The organism is Lutaonella thermophila, from assembly GCF_055387725.1.
The window spans coordinates 1,145,726-1,166,222 of record NZ_AP043783.1 but is presented as its reverse complement, the minus strand read 5'-3'; the positions used below and the strand labels follow the sequence as shown (position 1 = coordinate 1,166,222).

The 20,497-nt window shown below is 33.6% G+C and carries 16 protein-coding genes; 8 read left to right on the top strand and 8 right to left on the bottom strand.

Annotated elements, in window-relative coordinates; genetic code table 11:
- Nucleotides 1-84: 84 nt before the first annotated feature.
- The 5 genes from ACZ5CF_RS05300 (at nt 85) to rlmB (ending at nt 10,395) form a co-directional block, all read left to right on the top strand.
- Complete coding sequence (locus tag ACZ5CF_RS05300; protein WP_464580800.1) at nt 85-3,363, top strand: SusC/RagA family TonB-linked outer membrane protein; 3,279 nt, start codon at nt 85-87, stop codon at nt 3,361-3,363.
- A 65-nt stretch (nt 3,364-3,428) separates the two neighbouring features.
- Complete coding sequence (locus tag ACZ5CF_RS05295; protein WP_464580799.1) at nt 3,429-5,204, top strand: SusD/RagB family nutrient-binding outer membrane lipoprotein; 1,776 nt, start codon at nt 3,429-3,431, stop codon at nt 5,202-5,204.
- Between the two features lie 15 nt (nt 5,205-5,219).
- Nucleotides 5,220-6,158, top strand: coding sequence for a hypothetical protein (locus tag ACZ5CF_RS05290; RefSeq protein ID WP_464580798.1), 939 nt, complete (start codon nt 5,220-5,222; stop codon nt 6,156-6,158).
- Between the two features lie 138 nt (nt 6,159-6,296).
- Entirely contained in the window at nt 6,297-9,653 is a 3,357-nt protein-coding gene (locus tag ACZ5CF_RS05285) for a VCBS repeat-containing protein (protein WP_464580797.1), read from the top strand.
- Nucleotides 9,654-9,657: 4 nt separating this feature from the next.
- Nucleotides 9,658-10,395, top strand: coding sequence for a 23S rRNA (guanosine(2251)-2'-O)-methyltransferase RlmB (rlmB, locus tag ACZ5CF_RS05280; protein WP_464580796.1), 738 nt, complete (start codon nt 9,658-9,660; stop codon nt 10,393-10,395).
- On the opposite strand, the gene ACZ5CF_RS05275 is transcribed toward rlmB, so the two are convergent.
- The gene (locus ACZ5CF_RS05275; RefSeq protein WP_464580795.1) at nt 10,392-11,132 is read right to left on the bottom strand and encodes a rhomboid family intramembrane serine protease; all 741 of its coding nucleotides are present in this window, start codon (nt 11,130-11,132) and stop codon (nt 10,392-10,394) included. The two genes, rlmB and ACZ5CF_RS05275, sit on opposite strands and share 4 nt — an antisense overlap.
- A 74-nt stretch (nt 11,133-11,206) precedes the next feature.
- Between ACZ5CF_RS05275 and ACZ5CF_RS05270 the strand changes: the two genes are divergently transcribed.
- Nucleotides 11,207-12,484 carry a replication-associated recombination protein A gene (locus ACZ5CF_RS05270; protein WP_464580794.1) on the top strand — a complete coding sequence of 426 codons (1,278 nt, stop codon included), beginning with the start codon at nt 11,207-11,209 and terminating at the stop codon, nt 12,482-12,484.
- Here the strand turns inward: ACZ5CF_RS05270 and ACZ5CF_RS05265 are convergent.
- The 6 genes from ACZ5CF_RS05265 to radC are packed head-to-tail and all read right to left on the bottom strand — an operon-like array spanning nt 12,481 to nt 17,954.
- Nucleotides 12,481-13,260 (bottom strand): hypothetical protein, encoded by a 780-nt coding sequence (locus tag ACZ5CF_RS05265; RefSeq protein ID WP_464580793.1) that lies wholly within the window; start codon nt 13,258-13,260, stop codon nt 12,481-12,483. The two genes, ACZ5CF_RS05270 and ACZ5CF_RS05265, sit on opposite strands and share 4 nt — an antisense overlap.
- Before the next feature lie 3 nt (nt 13,261-13,263).
- Complete coding sequence (locus ACZ5CF_RS05260; protein WP_464580792.1) at nt 13,264-14,685, bottom strand: DUF5723 family protein; 1,422 nt, start codon at nt 14,683-14,685, stop codon at nt 13,264-13,266.
- Complete coding sequence (locus ACZ5CF_RS05255; protein WP_464580791.1) at nt 14,682-15,242, bottom strand: hypothetical protein; 561 nt, start codon at nt 15,240-15,242, stop codon at nt 14,682-14,684. The genes ACZ5CF_RS05260 and ACZ5CF_RS05255 overlap by 4 nt, the downstream gene beginning before the upstream one ends.
- A gap of 36 nt (nt 15,243-15,278) precedes the next feature.
- Entirely contained in the window at nt 15,279-15,971 is a 693-nt protein-coding gene (locus ACZ5CF_RS05250; RefSeq protein ID WP_464580790.1) for a YjjG family noncanonical pyrimidine nucleotidase, read from the bottom strand.
- A complete protein-coding gene (locus tag ACZ5CF_RS05245; RefSeq protein WP_464580789.1) occupies nt 15,961-17,253 on the bottom strand; it encodes a polysaccharide deacetylase family protein in 1,293 nt (430 codons plus the stop codon). The genes ACZ5CF_RS05250 and ACZ5CF_RS05245 overlap by 11 nt, the downstream gene beginning before the upstream one ends.
- A gap of 2 nt (nt 17,254-17,255) precedes the next feature.
- Nucleotides 17,256-17,954 carry a RadC family protein gene (gene radC / locus ACZ5CF_RS05240; protein ID WP_464580788.1) on the bottom strand — a complete coding sequence of 233 codons (699 nt, stop codon included), beginning with the start codon at nt 17,952-17,954 and terminating at the stop codon, nt 17,256-17,258.
- 59 nt (nt 17,955-18,013) lie between these two features.
- On the opposite strand from radC, the gene ACZ5CF_RS05235 reads away from it, so the two are divergent.
- Entirely contained in the window at nt 18,014-18,466 is a 453-nt protein-coding gene (locus ACZ5CF_RS05235) for a DUF1569 domain-containing protein (protein ID WP_464580787.1), read from the top strand.
- A gap of 9 nt (nt 18,467-18,475) precedes the next feature.
- A complete protein-coding gene (locus ACZ5CF_RS05230; RefSeq protein ID WP_464580786.1) occupies nt 18,476-19,102 on the top strand; it encodes an FMN-binding negative transcriptional regulator in 627 nt (208 codons plus the stop codon).
- 5 nt (nt 19,103-19,107) lie between these two features.
- Here ACZ5CF_RS05230 and ACZ5CF_RS05225 read toward each other — a convergent pair whose 3' ends face one another.
- Nucleotides 19,108-20,463 carry a UDP-N-acetylmuramate--L-alanine ligase gene (locus ACZ5CF_RS05225; protein ID WP_464580785.1) on the bottom strand — a complete coding sequence of 452 codons (1,356 nt, stop codon included), beginning with the start codon at nt 20,461-20,463 and terminating at the stop codon, nt 19,108-19,110.
- Nucleotides 20,464-20,497 lie beyond the last annotated feature (34 nt).

The window sequence follows — 20,497 nt, the reverse complement described above, 5'->3', positions numbered from 1 at the left end:
TAAACTATTTAAGTGTAAAAAAAATTGGATTTTTAACATGAATTTAAGATTTTTGGTAACAGCTAATTCAAATAATTAAAAAAAATGAGAACAAAGTTTAGTGGATTACTAACACTATTACTAGTGTTTTTTGTGCATTTAAGCTATGCGCAACAGAAGACAATCTCCGGTACGGTGACCGACCAAGACGGGCTACCGCTTCCTGGAGTTAATATTGTCGTTCAAGGTACCACTAGTGGTACCCAAACAGATTTTGATGGTAACTATACCATTCAAGCAAATGTTGGCCAGACATTAGTTTTTACTTACATAGGCCAAAAAACTGAAACCCGTGTTGTTGGTGCGTCAAACACCATTAATGTACAGATGCAACAAGATGCTCAAACTCTCGAAGAAGTGGTTGTAACCGCTTTAGGTATTACAAGAGAGAAAAAGTCGCTAGGGTATGCGGTAAGTGAGGTTGACTCTGAAGACCTGGAGCAAAGAGCCGAAGGTGATGTAGCTAGAGTTTTATCTGGTAAAGCATCAGGGGTTCAAATCACTTCTCAAAGTGGTACATCAGGTTCTGCTACCAACGTTATTATTAGAGGTTACACCTCGATTAATGGTAGTAACCAAGCACTTTTTGTTGTAGATGGTGTGCCTTTTAGTAGTGATACAAATGCCCAAGGTAACTTTTTAGATGGTAACCCGGGTTCTTCTAGATTCTTGGATTTAGACCCGAACAACATAGAAAGTGTAAACGTACTTAAAGGTCTTGCTGCTGCTACTTTATATGGTACTGCTGGTAGAAACGGAGTAATTGTAATTACTACAAAGTCTGGAAGTGCTAAAGGAGCTGGCCCTAAGAAAACAGAAATTACTGTTAGCCAATCTTATTTCTTCAATGAAATTGCTTCTTTACCAGATTATCAGGATGAGTACGGTGGAGGTTTTGACCAGTCTTTTGGATGGTTCTTTAGTAACTGGGGACCTTCATTCAGACCTGATGGAGTTGATGGTTATTTAAATGACCCTGCTGGAATAATTCAGCCGGATGGAACAGTAGAACACCCATATGGTTCTTCTGCTTTCTTAAACAACTTCTTAAACGGAAACAACATTCTAAATCAAACCTATACCGGTCAGCGCTACGAGTGGAGACCATATGATAGTGTTGAAGAATTCTTTAGAACTGGTGGTGTAAGTAATACATCAGTAAACATTAGAGGGGCAAGTTCGGATGGTAATGTAACTTACAATCTTAACTATGGTCATTTAGATGATAAAGGATTTACTCCTGGAAACGAATTAAGAAGAAATTCATTATCAGTAGGTGGTAGAGCTAAGCTCTCTAACAAGTTTACTGTTAATGGTACCTTAAACTTTTCAAGAACAAGATACATTACACCTCCTATTGCTGCCAGTAGAGGTAACGGTACATTAGGATGGTCTACATTTGGTAACGTATTCTTTACACCTCGTAATGTTGATTTAATGGGATTACCGTTTGAAATTCCTGAAAACGGAGGAAGTATTTACTATAGAAACGGTAACGATATTATTAACCCTCGTTGGACAGTTAAGAATGCTCAAAACGGCCAGTTAACCAATAGAGTATTTGGTACAGCTCAATTAACTTACGATTTCAATGATAATTTAAACCTATCCTATAGAGCCGGTGTTGATTTCTATAACGAAAGAAACCATGCTCACTCTAACAAAAATGGTGTAAACTTTGACGACGCTATTTTTGGTTTCCTAGATACTTGGGATAACAACGTAAGAATTTGGGATCATTATTTAGCATTAAGCGGTAATTATGACCTTACGAGCGATCAAAAGCTTAACTTAAACTTTGTTGCTGGTGCAACAAGCCGTTCAAGAGAGTTTGATCAGCAAGGTGTTGCAAGTTCAGGACAAATAGTGTTTGGAGTTCTCAGACACTTTAACTTCCAGAACCAATTACCAATACAGTTCAAGGAACAACGTAATATTGTTGGTGTATTTGGTGAAGCATCTTTTGGATATGATAACTATGCTTATTTAACATTATCAGCCAGAAATGACTGGGTTTCTAACTTGCCAACAGAAAACAACAGTAAGTTTTACCCAAGTGTGAGTGCATCATTTATCCCAACAGCTGCAATTGAAGGCTTAAAATCTGAAAGCGGAAAAGGATTAAACTATCTTAAAATAAGAGCTGGTTTAGGTCAGTCTGCAGGATTCCCTACAGGATATCCAACAGTTAACACAGTTGGACAAAGCACTCAAGTTAACGGTGGTCTTGTTGGAGGAACAAGCGGTGTTGTAACTAACACAGTAAGTAACTTTAAAGCTAATCCTAATTTAAAGCCTGAGCTTATTAGTGAATTTGAAGTTGGTTTTGACTCAAGATTCTGGGATAACAGAGTTAACTTAAATGTTTCATACTATGATAGAACAACTAAAGACTTAATCGTATTTAAGCCTTTAGCTCCAAGTTCTGGATTTACTCAAACACAAGAAAATGTAGGTAAAGTAGAAGGTACAGGATGGGAAGCAGACTTAGCTGTTGATATCTTTAGAAGTGCAGAAAGTGATGGATTTAATTGGAACACAAGAGTTAACTTCACTCAAAGTGAGCAAATTGTAACCGAGCAAGAAGACGACCAAATTATTTTTGCAGGTTCTACTGCTGCTTTCTTAGGAGGTAATGCTGCTATTAAAGGAGAGCAATTAGGTGTTATTGTTGGTACTCAAATTGAAAGAGACGATAACGGTAACTTCTTAGTAGATTCTTCTGGTAACTATAAAGTTCAAGACAACGTAGTTTTACCTGACGGACGTTCAATTACGCCAATCATTGGTAATCCTAACCCTGATTATGTAATGAATTTTATCAATTCATTCTCATACAAAAACTTTAGTTTAAACTTCCAGATAAGTCATACTAAAGGAGGAGACATTGCTTCGGCAACTATTGCTACACTTTTAGGTAGAGGTTTAATTAACCCGGACAGACGTGAAACATTTATTTTACCAGGTGTAAAAGAATCAACAGGAGAGCCAAATAACATACAAATAAACAACTCTCAGTACTACTTTAGCAACTTGCTATTTGGTCCAAAAGAGCTTACTGTTTATGACGGCTCTGTTATTAGATTACAAGAAATTTCTTTAGGATACTCTATGCCTAAAAAATTCTTAGAAAAAACACCTTTTGGTTCACTTTCATTTACTGTTAGTGGGTTTAATTTATGGTACGATGCATACAACACTCCAGATGCTGCTAATTTCGATCCGAATGTTGCAGGTGTGGGTATTGGAAACGGTAGAGGTTTTGATTATTTAAACGGCCCTAGCTCTAAGAGAATTGGATTTAGTGTGAAAGCGTCATTCTAATAATTTTAAATAAGATAAAATCAACTACCTTTAAGAAAAGTTGAGTATCTAAAAAAAAAGATATCATGAAAAGAATTTATAAATTTATATTATTACTACTTGCATCTAGTGGTACTTTGTTTTACTCGTGTGAAACTATCGAGTTAGAACAACTAGATAACCCGAATGCTTTAACTCCGGATAAAGCAGATCCAGATTTACTTCTGAACAACATTCAATTAAATTATCGTAATGCGATGATTATATTTAATGACAGAAGTGCAGACCTTGCCAGAATAGACTATATGTTTGGTAGAAACTACTTTAACAACTTTGGTTCTGGTACATTAAATGGCCCTTGGGGTGATTTATATAGTGACATAATACCTGATATTGCAGCTATTGAAGCTTTGGTAACACCAGACAATGACCTTGCATTTCATAGAGGTGTTTCTAAAATAATGCAAGCGCATATTATGATGCAACTTGTTGACTTTTTAGGAGATATTGTTTATTCTGAGGCTAATAACCCAGAAGAATACCCTACTCCTAATCTTGATGATGATGAAGCTGTTTATGCTGCTGCATTAGATTTACTAAGCGAAGCTAAGTCTCTTTTAAATGGAGCATCAGCAGGTACTGCTTTAGACCTTTATTATGGTGGTGATGCAGACAAGTGGATAAAACTTGCAAACACACTAGAAATGAGAGCTAACCTAACAGTTGGTAATTATACAGCTGTTATTAATGCTACCAATGTAATAGAGACAAGTGCTGACGACTTTGAATTTAAGTACGGTACTAACGAGCAAAATCCAGACACTCGTCATCCTGACTATAATAATGATTATAGAGATGATGGAGCTAACATTTATCAATCTAACTGGTTAATGCACCTAATGGCAGGAACTTGGGGAGATTTCACTGAAGATGACGATCCTAGAAGACGTTATTATTTCTATCGCCAAAATGCCAATACGCCAGGTGCTCCATTTATAGTACAGTGGGAAGGAGATGGAAACTTCTATATTTTAACAGCAGATCCTAACGGAGAGACACTGTCTTGTTCTTTAGAAAGTGTGCCAACTCATTTAGAGTTTACACCTGATGAAGAATACTGGTGTGCTGTAAAATTAGGTTACTGGGGTAGAATGCATGGTGATGATGATGGCACCCCTCCAGATAACTTTACACGTACTGCTTCTGGAGTTTACCCAGCTGGTGGTAGATTTGATGATAATCCAGACTATGCAATTTTATCTGCAGACCAATCAACTTTAACAGGATACGAAACCGCAAGAGTTGGTAGAGGTCTTGGAGCAGGTGGGCAAGGTATAGAGCCTATCTACCTATCTTCTTACATTGAGTTCATGAGAGCTGAAGCTTATTTAGCTACCGGAAACACTACAGCTGCTGCTGAGCACTTTGAAGCAGGTATTAGAGAGTCTATCGCTAAAGTACAATCTTTTGGAGCTTTAGATTCTAATGCTGATCTTAGTTTAGCACCAGATGCAACCAGAGTTGAAAACTTTGTAACAAGCAAAGTAGCTGAATTTAACAATGCTCCTGTATCATCTGGAACTGATGGCTTTGGTTTCCCTGTTGAAAAGGACAAGTTTGACATATTAGGAGAGCAATACTTTATTGCTATGTATGGTGGTGCCGGTGATGCGTATAACTTTATCCGTAGAACAGGTTACCCAAGAACATTAGCAAGAAACTTAGAGCCTAACCCTGGTCCGTTCCCAAGAACATTTTTATATCCTGGAAACGAAGTTATTGCTAATCCTAATATTCAACAGAGAACAGATAACTCTACAAGAGTATTCTGGGATACTGGCGTAACTAATCCAGCTAATTAAAAAGATTAAAAAACTATGAAAAATTTATTAAAATTTATAACACTAGCATTTTCCTCGTTCGTAATTTTTAGTTCTTGCGAGGATAGCAAAAATACAGTTGACATAGTTCTTGATCCTGAAAGAGGAGCTGTATTAAGAACCATTGAAGTTCAAAACGCTATACTAAATTCAAGTAATCCAGATTCTGAATTCTCTGTGACTGTTGAAGCGCAAGACGAAGAAGATGGTGGATTAATGGAAAGCGTAGATGTTTACGTAAGCATTAGAGACCTTACACCAGACAACGGTGAAACTGTAGTTAATGATGCTTTTGTTAAAACTATAGAGAGATCTGCATTTACTACCGGTCCATTAGGTTTACCTAGAGGCACTATTACTGCAACTTTTGCAGAAATGGCTACTGCAATGGGACTTGACTCTGACGACTATTTCCCTGGAGATGTATTCATTGTTGAGTTAAGATTAAATCTTACTGACGGTAGAACTTACGGTGCAGATAGTGCCGGAGGTATCATTACCGGTGGATTCTACTCTTCTCCGTTTAAATACAATGCTTTAATTACATGTTCGCCTCAGCCTGGTACTTACAGAGTTGAAATGCATGACACCTTTGGTGACGGATGGCAAACTAATGATGGTAACGGTGGAGACGGTATACATGTAGATATTGATGGAACTATAGTAGTTGTTGGTATGTGTTCTCCTTACGGAGGAAGTAATACAGGAAGTGAAATGGACGAAAGCCAAGGATTGTGTACTCCTAATAACGGATTTGACGCAACAGCTTATGTAACTATTCCTCCTGGAACTGAATCTGCAACTTGGACATTCCCTGGTGATACATATGGAGAAATTAGTTTTGAAATTTATGGTCCAAACGACGAGCTATTACTTGCCGTTGGAGTTGGCGAAGGAACTCCAGGTTTATTACCTGTAACTCTATGTGCTAACTAATTAAAAAGGCATAATTATAAAACAATGTTTTTTAAATTTAAACCACCTCTTTTGAGGTGGTTTTTTTATATTTAGGTCAAAATATTTGTTGCAAACACAATTTTAAGTTTAAACCTACTCCAATTATTTTATAACAACATGAATGCTAAAACTGTAGCCTTAATAGTAGTTATTATTTTATTTGTTGGATGCAAAAAAAATTCATCAAACAACACTAAAAATCATCAAAATAACAACCATACAAAGCAAGCTTCAACTAATGTTTTTGAAAAAATATCTAGTTCTGAAAGCAATATTAATTTCTCAAATAACTTAAAAGAGAACATAAAAACTCTTGAAAACCTTTTTGATTTTGATTACTTCTACAATGGCGCAGGAGTAGGTATTGAAGACATAAATAATGATGGGTTACTTGATATATTTTTTTGTGGAAATCAAGTAGAAAATAAACTGTACTTAAATAAAGGTAACTTAAAATTTGAAGATGTAACAGCGCAAGCAAATATTAATGTTGGAAAGTTTTGGGCTAATGGAGTGACTTTTGTAGATATTAATAACGATGGTTGGAAAGATATTTATGTGTCGCAAGGAGGCCCATTTAAAAGAGACCAAAGAAAAAATCTTCTTTTTATAAATCAACAAAACTTAACATTCAAAGAAAGTGCAGAAGAATATGGTTTGGCAGATATGGGTATTAGCACACAATCTGCTTTCTTTGACTATGATAAAGATGGTGATTTAGACTGCATTGTAATGAATGAAAACGAGCTATATGGCTACGACCCAATAAGCTTCTCTAAAATATTAGCAAACAACCCTGATTTACTTTATTATAATACCTCAAAACTTTACAGAAATGATGGGAATAAATTTACCGATGTAACACAATCTTCAGGAATTTTAAATCCGGTGTTTGGTTTAGGCTTATGTGTTAGTGACATAAACAATGATGGTTGGTTAGATATTTATATTGCAAGTGATTACTACATACCAGATGCTATGTATATTAATAATAAAAATGGAACTTTCTCTAATGCAATAAAAGATGCCACAAATCAAATTTCTTTTTACGGAATGGGTGTTGATATTGCAGATGTAAACAATGATGCATTACAAGATATTTTTGTTTTAGACATGGCTTCTACAGATCATGTTAGATCCAAAACACTAATGGCTTCTATGAGTGTAGATCGATTTAATTTTTTGGTTGAAAAAGCCAAGTTTCAATACCAATATATGTATAACAGCTTACAGTTAAACTTAGGAAACGGTAAATACCATAATATTGCCCAACTTTCTAATACAGCCAATACAGATTGGAGCTGGACAGTTTTAATAGAAGATTTAAATCATGACGAAAAAAAAGATATATATGTAACAAATGGCTATAGAAGATATGCATTAGACAATGACCTCAGAATGAAAGTTAATGAAGCAAAAAAAATGTACGGGAATAACATTCCTCTAAATGTACAAGAAGAATTGTATCATCAAATGCCATCTGAAAAACTTCCTAACATTCTATATGAAAGCAAAGACAGTTTGATTTTCAATAATGAAGCAATCAGCTGGGGATTAGCAGACTATTCTTTCTCTAACGGTGCCGCAATTGGTGATTTAGATAATGATGGCGATTTAGACTTAGTAGTTAATAACATAGATGATAATGCTTTTTTATATAAAAACTTATCTGTAGAAAAAAAATTGGGTAACTATCTAAGAGTTAAAACTATAGGCAACACCTCAGAGCCTTTTGCAAAAGTTACAATTACCTATGCTAATAAGAAACAGTTTTCAGAAACAAAAAGAGTGAGAGGCTATATGTCTGCAGTAGAAAATGTTGCACATTTTGGGTTAGGTAATTATAGTAAAATAGATACAATCACTGTAGAATGGCCATCAGGAAAATTAGAACAAAAAACTAATATAAAAACAAATACAGAACTTGTTTTTTATGAAAAAGATGCAATTGAGAAATCAATTCCTAAAAACAATAAAAGTACAATTTTTAAAACTGCTTCTTTAAAAAATTATAATATTGATTTTAAACATAATGAAAATATTTATGATGATTTTGAAGAAGAAATATTACTTCCTTACAAACAATCTACCCTGGGGCCTCACCTTTCAGTAGCAGATGTAAACAATGACGGTTTAGAGGATTTTTATGTTGGTGGCGCTGCTGGTCAAGCAGGTACACTCTATATTCAAACAAATCAAAATACTTTCTATAAATCATCTGAATCTGTATTCGAAGCAGATAGGTTACATGAGGATATGGAATCTTTGTTTTTTGATTTTGATGGAGACTCCGATTTAGATTTAATGGTAATAAGTGGAGGAAATGAGTTTAAAAAAGGAGATGATAGATACTCTGACAGACTTTATATTAATGATGGTAAAGGTAATTTTGTGAAACTTTCACAAAACACACTATTAAACAACAAAGAAAGCGGAAAAACAGTTATTTCTTTAGATTTTGATAAAGATGGTGATTTAGATGTTATTGTAGGTAATAGAATTATACCAAAACAATACCCTAAACCTGCAAATTCTTTTATTTATGAAAACAATGACAAAAACTTAGAAGATGTTACAAAAGAAATTGCTCCGGAAATTGAGAATTTTGGAATAATAAATAAACTCATTAAAACAGATTTTAATGCAGATGGATGGGATGATTTTATTGTTGTTGGAGAATGGACTCACATTGGCTTCTTTAAGAACATGAAAGGTACATTTAAAGATGTATCTAGAGAAATTGGAGTAGATAATGAAAAAGGATGGTGGTTTACCGTTAAAGAAACAGATGTTAATAATGATGGTTTGCCTGATTATATTATTGGGAATGTTGGATTAAACATTAAATTTAAAGCAAGCAAAGACAAGCCTTTTAAAGTTTATGGAAATGATTTTGATGATAATGGAACATTCGATATTGTTTTGAGTAAAAAATATAAAGATAAATATGTTCCCGTAAGAGGTAGAGAGTGTTCATCACAACAGATGCCTTTTATAATAGAGAAGTTTCCAACGTATAGTGAGTTTGCTAATGCTACTCTTGATGAAATATATGGTGACAAGCTTAAGAATGCCATATCTTTTGACGCTACAGAGTTTAGGAGCATGCTTTTATTGAATAAAGGTTACGGTAAATTTGAGAAGAAATTACTTCCAGTTGCAGCACAAATGTTCCCTGTTTTAGATGTAGTTGTTAAGGATGTTAATAATGATTCATTTGACGATCTTATTTTAATTGGTAATATTTACAATACAGAAGTAGAAACCCCTAGGTTAGATATGGGTACAGGATTGGTGTTATTATCTAACAAAAAAGGTGGCTACTTACCAATTCCTGCTCATGAATCTGGTTTATATATTCCGGGGAATGTAAAATCACTTAAAAGCTTAAAGCTATCAAATAAAAAATTACTTTTGTTGGCTGCGAGAAACAACGAAGAACTTTACGGTGTTGAATTAAATACTAAAAATTAATTTTATGAATAAAAGCCATGAAATCTATGGCATAAGAGCTACTATAGAAGCTATAAACTCCGGGAAGACAATAGAAAAAGTGTTTATACAAAAAGGGCTTAAAGGAGAGCTTTTTAACCAGTTAAATACCCTGCTTAATAAAAACGATATAGCCAGAAGCTATGTGCCATTGGTAAAGCTCAATAAATTTACCAAAAAAAATCATCAAGGCATTGTAGCTATCACCTCTCCTATTGAATATGCGGATTTTGAAAACTTAGTTATTAGTACAATAGAAAGAGGAGAAACTCCCCTTTTTTTAGTATTGGACCATATTTCTGATGTTAGAAATTTTGGCGCTATAATTAGAACTGCTGAATGTACAGGAGTTCATGGTATAATTATTCCTAAAAAGGGTGCAGCACCTGTTACTGCAGATACTGTAAAAACTTCTGCCGGTGCAGCCTTTAAAGTCCCAATATGCAAAGTAAATCATATTAAAGATGCTGTTTACTATTTACAAGCATCCGGTATAAAAACAGTTGCTGCAACAGAAAAAACAGATAAGGCAATCTACCAATTATCACTATCAGAACCTTTAGCCATTATTATGGGTGCTGAAGATGTTGGTGTGTCTGCAGGAGTTTTAAAAATAGTTGATGAAAAAGGTAAACTACCGATTTTAGGAGAAATAGAATCTTTAAATGTTTCTGTTGCTTGTGGAGCTATACTTTATGAAGTAGTTAGGCAAAGAATGAGTTAATTATTATCTGATTTGTTGGCTCTATAATTATAATTAATTTTCACTTTACTCTCAGTCTCATTAGTGCTCTCATCTTTATTTTCAATAAAATTTCCATCTTGATCAAAATGTTGTAAAAAGGGGTCGCTTGCTTCGTTGTAGTCTGGTTTTTCCCAATCGTATTTTGGAGCTGGTTTCATTTTTTTACCATAAATTAAGGCCAATATTAAACCGGATATAAAACCAGACAAATGCCCTTCCCAAGAAATCTTTTCTTCTATCGGAAAAACATACCACATCATACTTCCATAAATAAAAACCACCAAGAGTGAAAGCGCAACCAATCTAAAATGTTTAGATAATATTCCTGTAAAAAATATAAAACTAACCAACATGTAAATTAACAAGCTTGCTCCTATGTGGTAAGCTTCTCTTGCTACAAGCCAAGTTAAAAGACCCCCCATTATCCAGCCAAATAAAAGTACACGTACACTAATAGGCTTATAAAAAAATAAAAGCGAAGCTCCTAAAACTAAAAGGGGTATAGAATTGTTGTATAAATGAGAAAGTGAACCGTGTATAAACGGACTAAATAGAACTCCTTTTAACCCACTAATTGTTCTTGGATAAATACCATAAGAAGAAAAATCAATCTTAAAATTTGTTTCTATCCAAAAAACAAACCATAGTAAAAACACAAATGAAAGTGGAATAAATACAGCTTGGTATATCTTATTTTTAGTTTCTAAAGTTTTCATTTCTACAATTTAAAGATAATATAAACTAAACTACAACCCTATTTTAGTTTTTGGTTTTGTAGTACCTTTACACTATGAATATACCGTTAGCAGAACGCATGCGCCCAAAAACTTTGGACGCTTATTTAAGTCAGCAACATTTAGTTGGTAGTAATGGTGCACTAACACAACAAATAAAGTCTGGAGTGATTCCTTCTCTAATTTTCTGGGGACCTCCGGGAACCGGAAAAACAACATTAGCTAATATAATTGCTCATGAAAGTGGTCGCCCGTTTTATACCCTAAGTGCTATTAGCTCTGGTGTAAAAGATGTGAGAGAAGTTATTGAAAAGGCAAAAAAAAGCGATGGTTTATTTACCACAAAAAACCCAATTTTATTTATTGATGAAATCCACAGATTTAGTAAATCGCAACAAGATTCATTGCTCGGAGCTGTAGAAAAAGGTTGGGTTACCTTAATTGGTGCAACAACAGAAAACCCTAGTTTTGAAGTTATTCCCGCTTTGCTGTCTAGATGTCAAGTTTATACTTTAAATCCTTTTTCTAAAGAAGAATTAGAAGCATTGTTACATAGAGCTATTAAAGAAGATGACGTTATTTCTAAAAAAAGTATAAAGTTAAAAGAAACCGAAGCTATTATTAGGCTGTCTGGTGGTGATGCTAGAAAATTGCTAAATATATTTGAGCTTATTGTAATGTCTGAGGAGAGTTCTACTATTACAATAACCAATAAATTAGTAACAGACAAAGTACAGCAAAACACTGTTTTGTATGATAAAACAGGAGAGCAACACTACGATATTATTTCTGCATTTATAAAATCTATCCGAGGAAGTGATCCTAATGCTGCTGTATATTGGTTGGCTAGGATGATAGAAGGAGGCGAAGACGTTAAGTTTATTGCCAGACGAATGCTAATTTTAGCCTCAGAAGATATTGGCAATGCAAATCCTACTGCATTGGTTATTGCTAATAATACTTTTCAGGCGGTAACCACAATCGGGTATCCTGAGGCTCGTATAATATTAAGCCAGTGCGCTATTTACTTAGCAACTTCTCCTAAAAGCAACGCCTCGTATATGGCTATTAAAAACGCTCAAAAATTAGTTCGTGAAACCGGCGATTTGCCGGTGCCTCTTTCTATTAGAAATGCTCCAACCAAATTAATGAAAGAGCTTGGTTACGGTGAAAACTACAAATATGCTCACGATTATGAGAATAACTTTGTGTCACATGAGTTTTTACCCGAAGCTATTGCAAATACAAAGCTATTTGAGCCTGGAAATAATACCAGAGAAAAAGCTATTAGAGACTTTTTAAAAACGCGTTGGAAAGACAAATACAACTATTAAAACTTAATGTTTAGTTGTTTTCGCTGTAATTTATTGTCTTCGTAAAACTCTAAAATCCAAACTCCATTTACTTTTTTTAATATTCCTCCACTGGTAACAATAAATTCATTTTCAGAACTTGTTTTTTTAATAATATATACCACTTTTGGAGTACTATCAATTAATTGATAACCATTCTCTATAGGTTGCGCATAAAGCATATTTGGTTTTAAAATAGGCTGCTTGTTTAAAACCTCTTCTGAATCTTGTTTGTTTTCTGCCTTTACTATTTTAATAGGTTTTTCTTCAGGTTTGTTAGTTGGTTCGGATTTTATATCTGTAGTTATTTCTTCTTCAGGATCACTCTCTAAAGACTCATATTGATAATTTAAAATGACCATATCCTTAAAAGCTTCTTCTAAAGCTGTTTTATAAGCCGTTTCATAATCTTTAATTTTATTAGCTGCCTCTGGTGTTGTGTAAAGAACTTTCCCATTACAGTCTGTAATCTCAACACGAACCTTTGTGGTAAAAACGTTTGAATTATCTACAACATTAGCATGTAGCGCTTTACAAGGATTAGCTTTAATGTGCAAAGGCATATTACTACTATAAACGGCTTTAAAACCGTACTTTTCAAATAAAAACTTAGTAATTGTGTTTATCCTGTGCTGGTTATCTCTTTTCTGAAAGTTAAATTTAACCGGTACAACTATATACTCGTAGTTATTTATACTTTTTTGTGCTGTTGTAATAAAACTTAAAAGTGTTACCCCCAAAAGCAATATCTTTTTCATACGCTATAGTATTTTCTTTTTTACATTAGGTTTTGCAATATAGTTAATCCCAAATTGAAATGAAATAGCATTAGCCTTAGCAAGATTCCCATAGCTTAAAATATTATCGGCCATAGCATATATATTTATAGTACCAATTTGAGACGATACCCCTAACCCTAAATTAGAAAACGAGTATTTATCTACCGTAAATGTTGCTTTAGCATCTAAAAAAGAGAATAAATGTTTTTGATAAAATCCGGTTAAGGCTACCTGAGGTCCTCTTGGGCGCATGATTCCGTATAACTGTAATCCTACGTAATTTCTGTACGGATTAAGCTCTAATGGTAAAAGGCAATTACATTCTTCTACCTCTCTTTCTCCAAATCCATAACTGTAAAGTGCTCTTAGTTTTAATGGCCTTAATCTGATGTAAGATGAACTATTTTTAGTATATACTATACTTTCTTCTATTTCTTGTTTTAAATCTTCCCAATAATCCTCTGCGCTAGATGCGTTAGCAATTTGCGGGAATAACAACTCTATACCTTGGTAGGTATAAAAGCCCAATGCGTTATAATTTTCTATGTTTTTTGTGTACCAAACAAAACCTATGTCTTGTAAACTGGCAGCTATTTTTTCTTGTCTATTTAAATTATATGTAAATCCTACATCTAACCCTAATCCTAAGTTTCCTCCTAAAAGAGCCCTTGTAAGTAATGTTTTGCCTGCATTATCACTCTCGTCTAAATCTTTAATACCGGCAGTTTTTACAGACATGTTTACACTTAATGTTTGTGTGTATACATTATCTGAACCTAATTCTGTAGTAAATGCTCCCCTGTTATTAATGCTAGAAACTTCTATGATACTATTGTACAATTTAGCCCTACCTCCTACTCGTAATTTATTGTTTATTTTTTTATTAATTCCAAAATGAAATACTGTAAGTAACTCTCCTCGGGCAAGTATCTGGCCTAAATCAAATTTTCTGCCTATATGATTAAAATTACCATCATAAAATAAAACAGCTGGATCATCTGGCCAAAATGCATAGGCATCTAACTCCTGATATACTCCCATAGAGTAAAATGTGTTTTCATGCCATCTGTTTCCTTTAAAGCCTACAGAAATTAATTCTAATTGCTGGGTAACTCCAAAATCGTCTCTAAAATTAAGATCATTAATTGCTTGAGCTACTTTAACGTTAAAATCTATGTTATTATCTGCAAATAAATCGTAAATCGAAATTCCACTTGATCTTGCATTTATTTGAATTCCTGAAAGCGCCGGTACTCCAACGTAGCCATTAAAATTTACATCGGCCCCAGGGTTTAATAAAAGAGATTGTGGGATTTTAGTAAAACCATACAGGGTTTGGTTGTTTTGCGAAAACCCAACCATTCCCCATAATAATAGCACTATGGTAATTGTTAGTTTTCTCATTCAAACAACATATATAAAGTTCCTGATGATTTTAATTGTAAAGTACCAGTATCTTGGGCTGTTACATTACCCTGAAAATTTATTACAATTTGGGTGGTTTGTAAAAATGCATCTAAATTTTGACCTTGGTAATCTCTAGTTGTATTTCTGACAACCTCAGCTCCCGAAGAGGCCGGAATATTAATCTGGAAAGTATCTGTAACCTGATCGTTATCATCTAATAGTGTTACTTGAATACTAAAAGGTTGCCCTATTGTATTGGTAAACTCTAAAAACAATTGGGCTCTTATGGTATTGTCTTGTATAAATCCTTCTTCTGTTAAAACCCTAAACGATGTGTTGTCTGTAAAATTTATTGGTTGTGGTGCTTGGGCCATTTCTTGTGCAGTTAGCTCAAAAAAAACAAGATTGGCAGTATATACAGGAGTAGCCTGAAAGTCTTCTGCCTGATTAAAATCTACATCCTTAACACAAGATAATAAGAGCAAAAAAGTAGTAAATAATAACCCTTTTTGTAAAGATACTTTGCAAAAAATGTTTTGTAAACTACACTTCATAACCAGTCATACCTTTATTTACTAAATAGTATAACTCTATAAATAGTTTTTTATTTCTAAAAGACTAGTAATTATTTGTGCGTGGTTATGTTTATTTTGATTGTTAGAATTAAAATGAAGCGCATGCATACCAACATTTTTAGCTCCTAAAATGTCTGCCTCTAAGTTATCTCCAATCATAATGGATTGCTTTGGTGATACATTAGCTTTTTGTAAAGCAAATTCAAATATAAGAGGATTTGGTTTTTTTACCCCAACCATTTCTGAATTAATAATGTGAGTAAAATAATCTATAATTTGTGCCGAGCGTAGTTTATAATGCTGTACTTCATGAAAACCGTTTGTTATAATATGAAGTTTGTAATGAGCTTTTAAGTACTGCAAAACTTCTGTTGTATGATTAAATAAATGTCCAAAAGATGGTAAATATTTTATGTATTCTTCAGATAGTGTGAAAATTAAATCATCTGATGCTTCAATTTTTAACTTAGTAAATGTGTTTTTTAACCTGTAATACCTTAAATCTTTTTTAGTTATTTTTTCTTCTCTATAAAGTTTCCAATACTCAAAATTAATTGGCACATAAACTTCTAAAAAATCATTTAAAGCTACGGGTACATTATGCTCATTAAGTATTTTTTTAAATGTTAATGCCGAGTTTTTTTCAAAATCCCATAAGGTATGATCTAAGTCAAAAAAAACATCTGTAATAATGTTTCTAAGCTTCATCAGACAAAATTGTTTTATAAACTTCTTTCCAATTTACTGTGTTTTTTGTACCAAGAAAATCATTTAAAAAAACCGAAATAAATGTTCCGTTAACAGACTTGACACTTTTTTTGAGCTCTTGTACTGTTTTTACAATTGTATCTTGAGTTTCTATTTTACTGAGTGCTGTTGTATGAACGCAGAATGGATTAATTTTTACAGGTAATTGGGTTTCATGACTTACATCAAAAAAATAAAAAGGGGAGCAAGTTCCTGCTCTAAACCCCAAAACACCATCGTACCCCATAGAATAATCTTCATTAAATTCTGCTTCTACAATTTCTTGATACGTTTCGGGTATTATTATTCTATTAAACCTAAACCTAATTCGTTTAACCGGTCTGTTAATAATCTCTATTAATCTTTTTCTTTCCTGTTTTAAAACCTCTAAAAAACCTACAGATTGGTAAGAAGCCATCAGAGAAACTATACTATAATCTGCTACATGTTTAATTAAATACCGTAAGCTATTTGTATTAACAGAAATATTTTTATCGTAAGTAGCATAATCTGCCAGTAAGAAAAAGAAAATTATGTGTGTTTTAAACCGCTTATGTAAAGCTATAAGCCAATCAAAATTGTTAAACGGATCTTTTTTAATTTTCAGTAAAACCAGCGTTCTCTGCAAAACTCTTTTGAGTCTAAATTGGCTCAGGTCTAACAGATACCCGGCAATTGTTCTGATAATACCCCTCCCGGTAAACTCAGATGAAACTGCTACATCTATTAAAGATATTTGATTGTATTGCTTTGATGGGTTTTGTATTTCTGGAAACCTCTCCTTTAATGCTTCAAACAATCGTAAAACCCAAATATCTACCACAGGTAATTGTAAAAAATTGTTTTTAAAAGCTATACTTTCTTGGTAAGGGTATCTTCCGTGCTCATCTTTTACATGTGGCAAATACTCTTCGTACCGACTTAACAAATAAAAACTTGCTGCAAAAACATCAAAAGGTAAACTACACTGCTCCGGAACACCAAAAAAACAAGGAACACCATACCAGTCTTGTACTTTTACATCATAATCATTTAATCCTTGCTCAAAGAGTAAATCGTGGCTTTTTATAAAAAATTCGTTTTGTAATGGTTGTTTTGAGTAGGTTAGCTTAGGACCTGAATGTGCTATAAACTCCTCTACTTTAGTGGTAAAATTCACCTCTATTTGAAGCATTCTGGTAAAAACATGCTTCATTATATACGTTAATCTTGGAGTGACTTTGTGAGTGAAAATTAAAACCATAGTTACAACAACCCTTCGTCTGCAAAGCTAAAGTACGTTTTTTCGGTTATAATTAAATGATCTAGCATAGCTATATCTAAAGCATTACATGCTGTTTGCATTTTTTGGGTAAGTTTTACATCGGCTGTGCTTGGTTGTAATGTTCCTGACGGATGATTGTGGGCTAAAATAACAGCAACAGCTCCAAGCGTTAATGCGTGTTTTAAAGCCAACCTAACATCAACTAAAGTGCCAGTAATACCTCCTTTACTTAGTTGTGTAGATTGCAACACTTTATTGGCATTGTTTAAATATAAAATCCAGAACTCTTCGTGAGGTAGCTCTCCAATTGTAGGTTGTAACAATTCAAAAACTGTTTTACTTGACATTATTTTGGGTAGTTGTGCAGCTTGTTCAGAGCGTCGTCGTTTACCCAACTCTAATGCAGCTGCAATACTAATGGCTTTAGCCTCACCAATGCCTTTAAATTGCATTAATTGCTGTATAGTTTGTTTGCCGAGCGTGTTTAATTGGTTATTGTTTTGTGCTAAAATACGTTTAGAGAGCGCTACAGCACTTTCTTGTTTATTACCACTACCTATTAAAATTGCTATAAGTTCTGCGTCACTTAAAGAAGCGGTTCCTTTTTTTAGAAGTTTTTCTCTGGGACGATCTTCATCAGACCATTGTTTTATAGAGAACGAAATGGGTTTGTGCGTCAAGATTACTTTTTTTATAAAGATAAAAAATTGTACTTTTCAAAAAAGTAAAAACTAATACAATGAAATCTTTATTTGATGCTGATACATTTACCGAAGTAAAAGAACGTATAGAAAAGCTCTCTAAAGACACGCAACCCCAATGGGGAAGCATGAGTGTTGGGCAAATGCTAAAACATTGCCAACTACCTTTTAAAGTAGCCGACGGAAGTATGGCTTTAAAAAGTAAGCCAAACTTTTTTAAAAAGTTATTATTTAAAATGTACAAAAAGCATATGTACAATGATACCCCTTGGAAAAAAAATCTTCCAACGCCTTCTGATTTTAAAATAACTTCAGAACATGAGTTTGAAACCGAAAAAAACGAACTTCTTAAACAAATTAATCATTTTGTTTCTTTAAAAGATAATAATAACTGGCCCACGCATCCTTTCTTTGGAAAATTTACTACAGAGCAGTGGGGCAAAATGCAGTATAAGCACTTAAACCATCATTTAACTCAATTTGGTGTTTAATTATTTATTGTGAACTATCCTCCAAAACATCATCAGGAAAACAATTACAACAATGTTATTAATGTTATTAAGCAATATCCGTTTGCTACATTAATAACCGTAAAAAATAACATCCCTTTTATAACACATATACCTTTGGTTTTTGAGAGAGAGCATGATTCTACTCTTGGTAAATTAGTGGGGCATATTGATAAATACAACCCACAGGTTGCCACTTTAACAGACGGAGCAGAGGCTACTGCTATTTTTTATGGCCCTGATTGCTATATATCTCCTTCTGTGTATAGCACCAAACAGTTACCTACATGGAACTATATAATTGCTCATGTAAAAGGCACTATTACCCGATACACAGATTTAAAAAAAGTAAAACAAACTATGTTAAATATGACTTCTTTTTTAGAAGCACCCGAGCATAAGTTTAAATTAACCCCAGATAATCCTAAAATGGATGCTGCCTTACCTTACATTGTAGGTTTTGAAATTGCAATAACACAATGGGAAGGCAAGTTTAAATTATCTCAAGATAAATTAAAAACCGATCAAGAGCTTGCAAAAAAAGCGCTTATTGAGAGCCAGAAAAAAGACATTTCTGCTTTTATTAATGCTCTGTATGAAGCCCACAACCAACGTTAAACATATTATTTAACCAGGTTAGCTACCTCATTAAAATCTAACCCGCCATAATCTCCGGAACTCATTAGCAACAAAGCTGTATTTTCTAAGTTTTTAGAAAATAAAAACGCTTTAAAATCTTCCGGATTTGTAAATATTTGTAAATCGGTTCTGTTAAATGCGTTTGCAATTTGCTCTTTAGAAACCGGCTGTAATTTTTTAATTTCAACTGCTTTAGGCGAATAAAAAACTACTGCTTCTTGTGCTGCATTTAGTGTTCCTTTGTATTGCTCTAAAAAATTAGCATTAAGACTGCTATAAGTATGTAACTCTAAACAAGCTACTATTTTTTTGTTAGAATATTGCTCTGCTACGGCTTGTGTAGTTGCTTTTACTTTGCTTGGTGAATGAGCAAAATCTTTATATATAACCGAGCTGTTGTTTTCTGCTATTTTTTCTAAACGTTTGCTTGCCCCTTTAAACGATGCTATTGCTTCGTAAAAATCTATTTCGTCTATTCCCATATGTTGGCAAATCCATTTAGCGCCGGCCAAATTATTTAGATTATGCTTTCCAAAAACAGATACCGGTAATGGCCCTTCTGAAGTTTGCAAATAGGTTTCACCGTCTTCAATAAAATAGTCGGGGGTTTTGTATGGATATTTTTTAATTGGTGCCGTTGTATCTTCTACTAATTGCTTAACAATTTCATCTTCTTCATTATAAACCAAAATACCTCCGGGCGTTATAGATTCTATAAAAATTTTAAACTGCTCTACATAATCATCAAACGTTTTAAATACATTTATATGATCCCAGGCAATACCACTAAGCAATGCAATATTGGGTTTGTATAAGTGAAATTTAGGTCGCCTATCTATAGCAGAAGATAAATATTCATCGCCTTCTAACACAATAAAATCATTTTCATTAGATAGCTGCACCATGGTTTCAAAACCATCTAATTGAGCACCAACCATATAATCTGTTGTTACGCTATGATAATTTAACACATGTAATATCATAGAGGTAATAGTGGTTTTACCGTGGCTTCCGCCAATAACAACTCTGGTTTTATATTTAGAATGCTCGTATAAAAACTCAGGGTACGAATAAATTGTAAGCCCTAATTCTTGCGCTTTTATAAGCTCAGGATTATCGGGTTTAGCGTGCATTCCTAAAATAACAGCATCAACATTTTTAGTTATTTTATCAGGAAACCAACCAAAAGATTCCGGCAACAAACCTTTACTTTCTAATCGGCTTTTAGAGGGCTCAAAAATAATATCGTCGCTTCCGGTTATTTTATATCCTTTGTTATGTAGTGCTATAGCTAAATTATGCATGGCGCTTCCGCCAATAGCTATAAAATGAATGTGCATATTTAAAATTTTTGGGTAAAGATAATTATTTGAT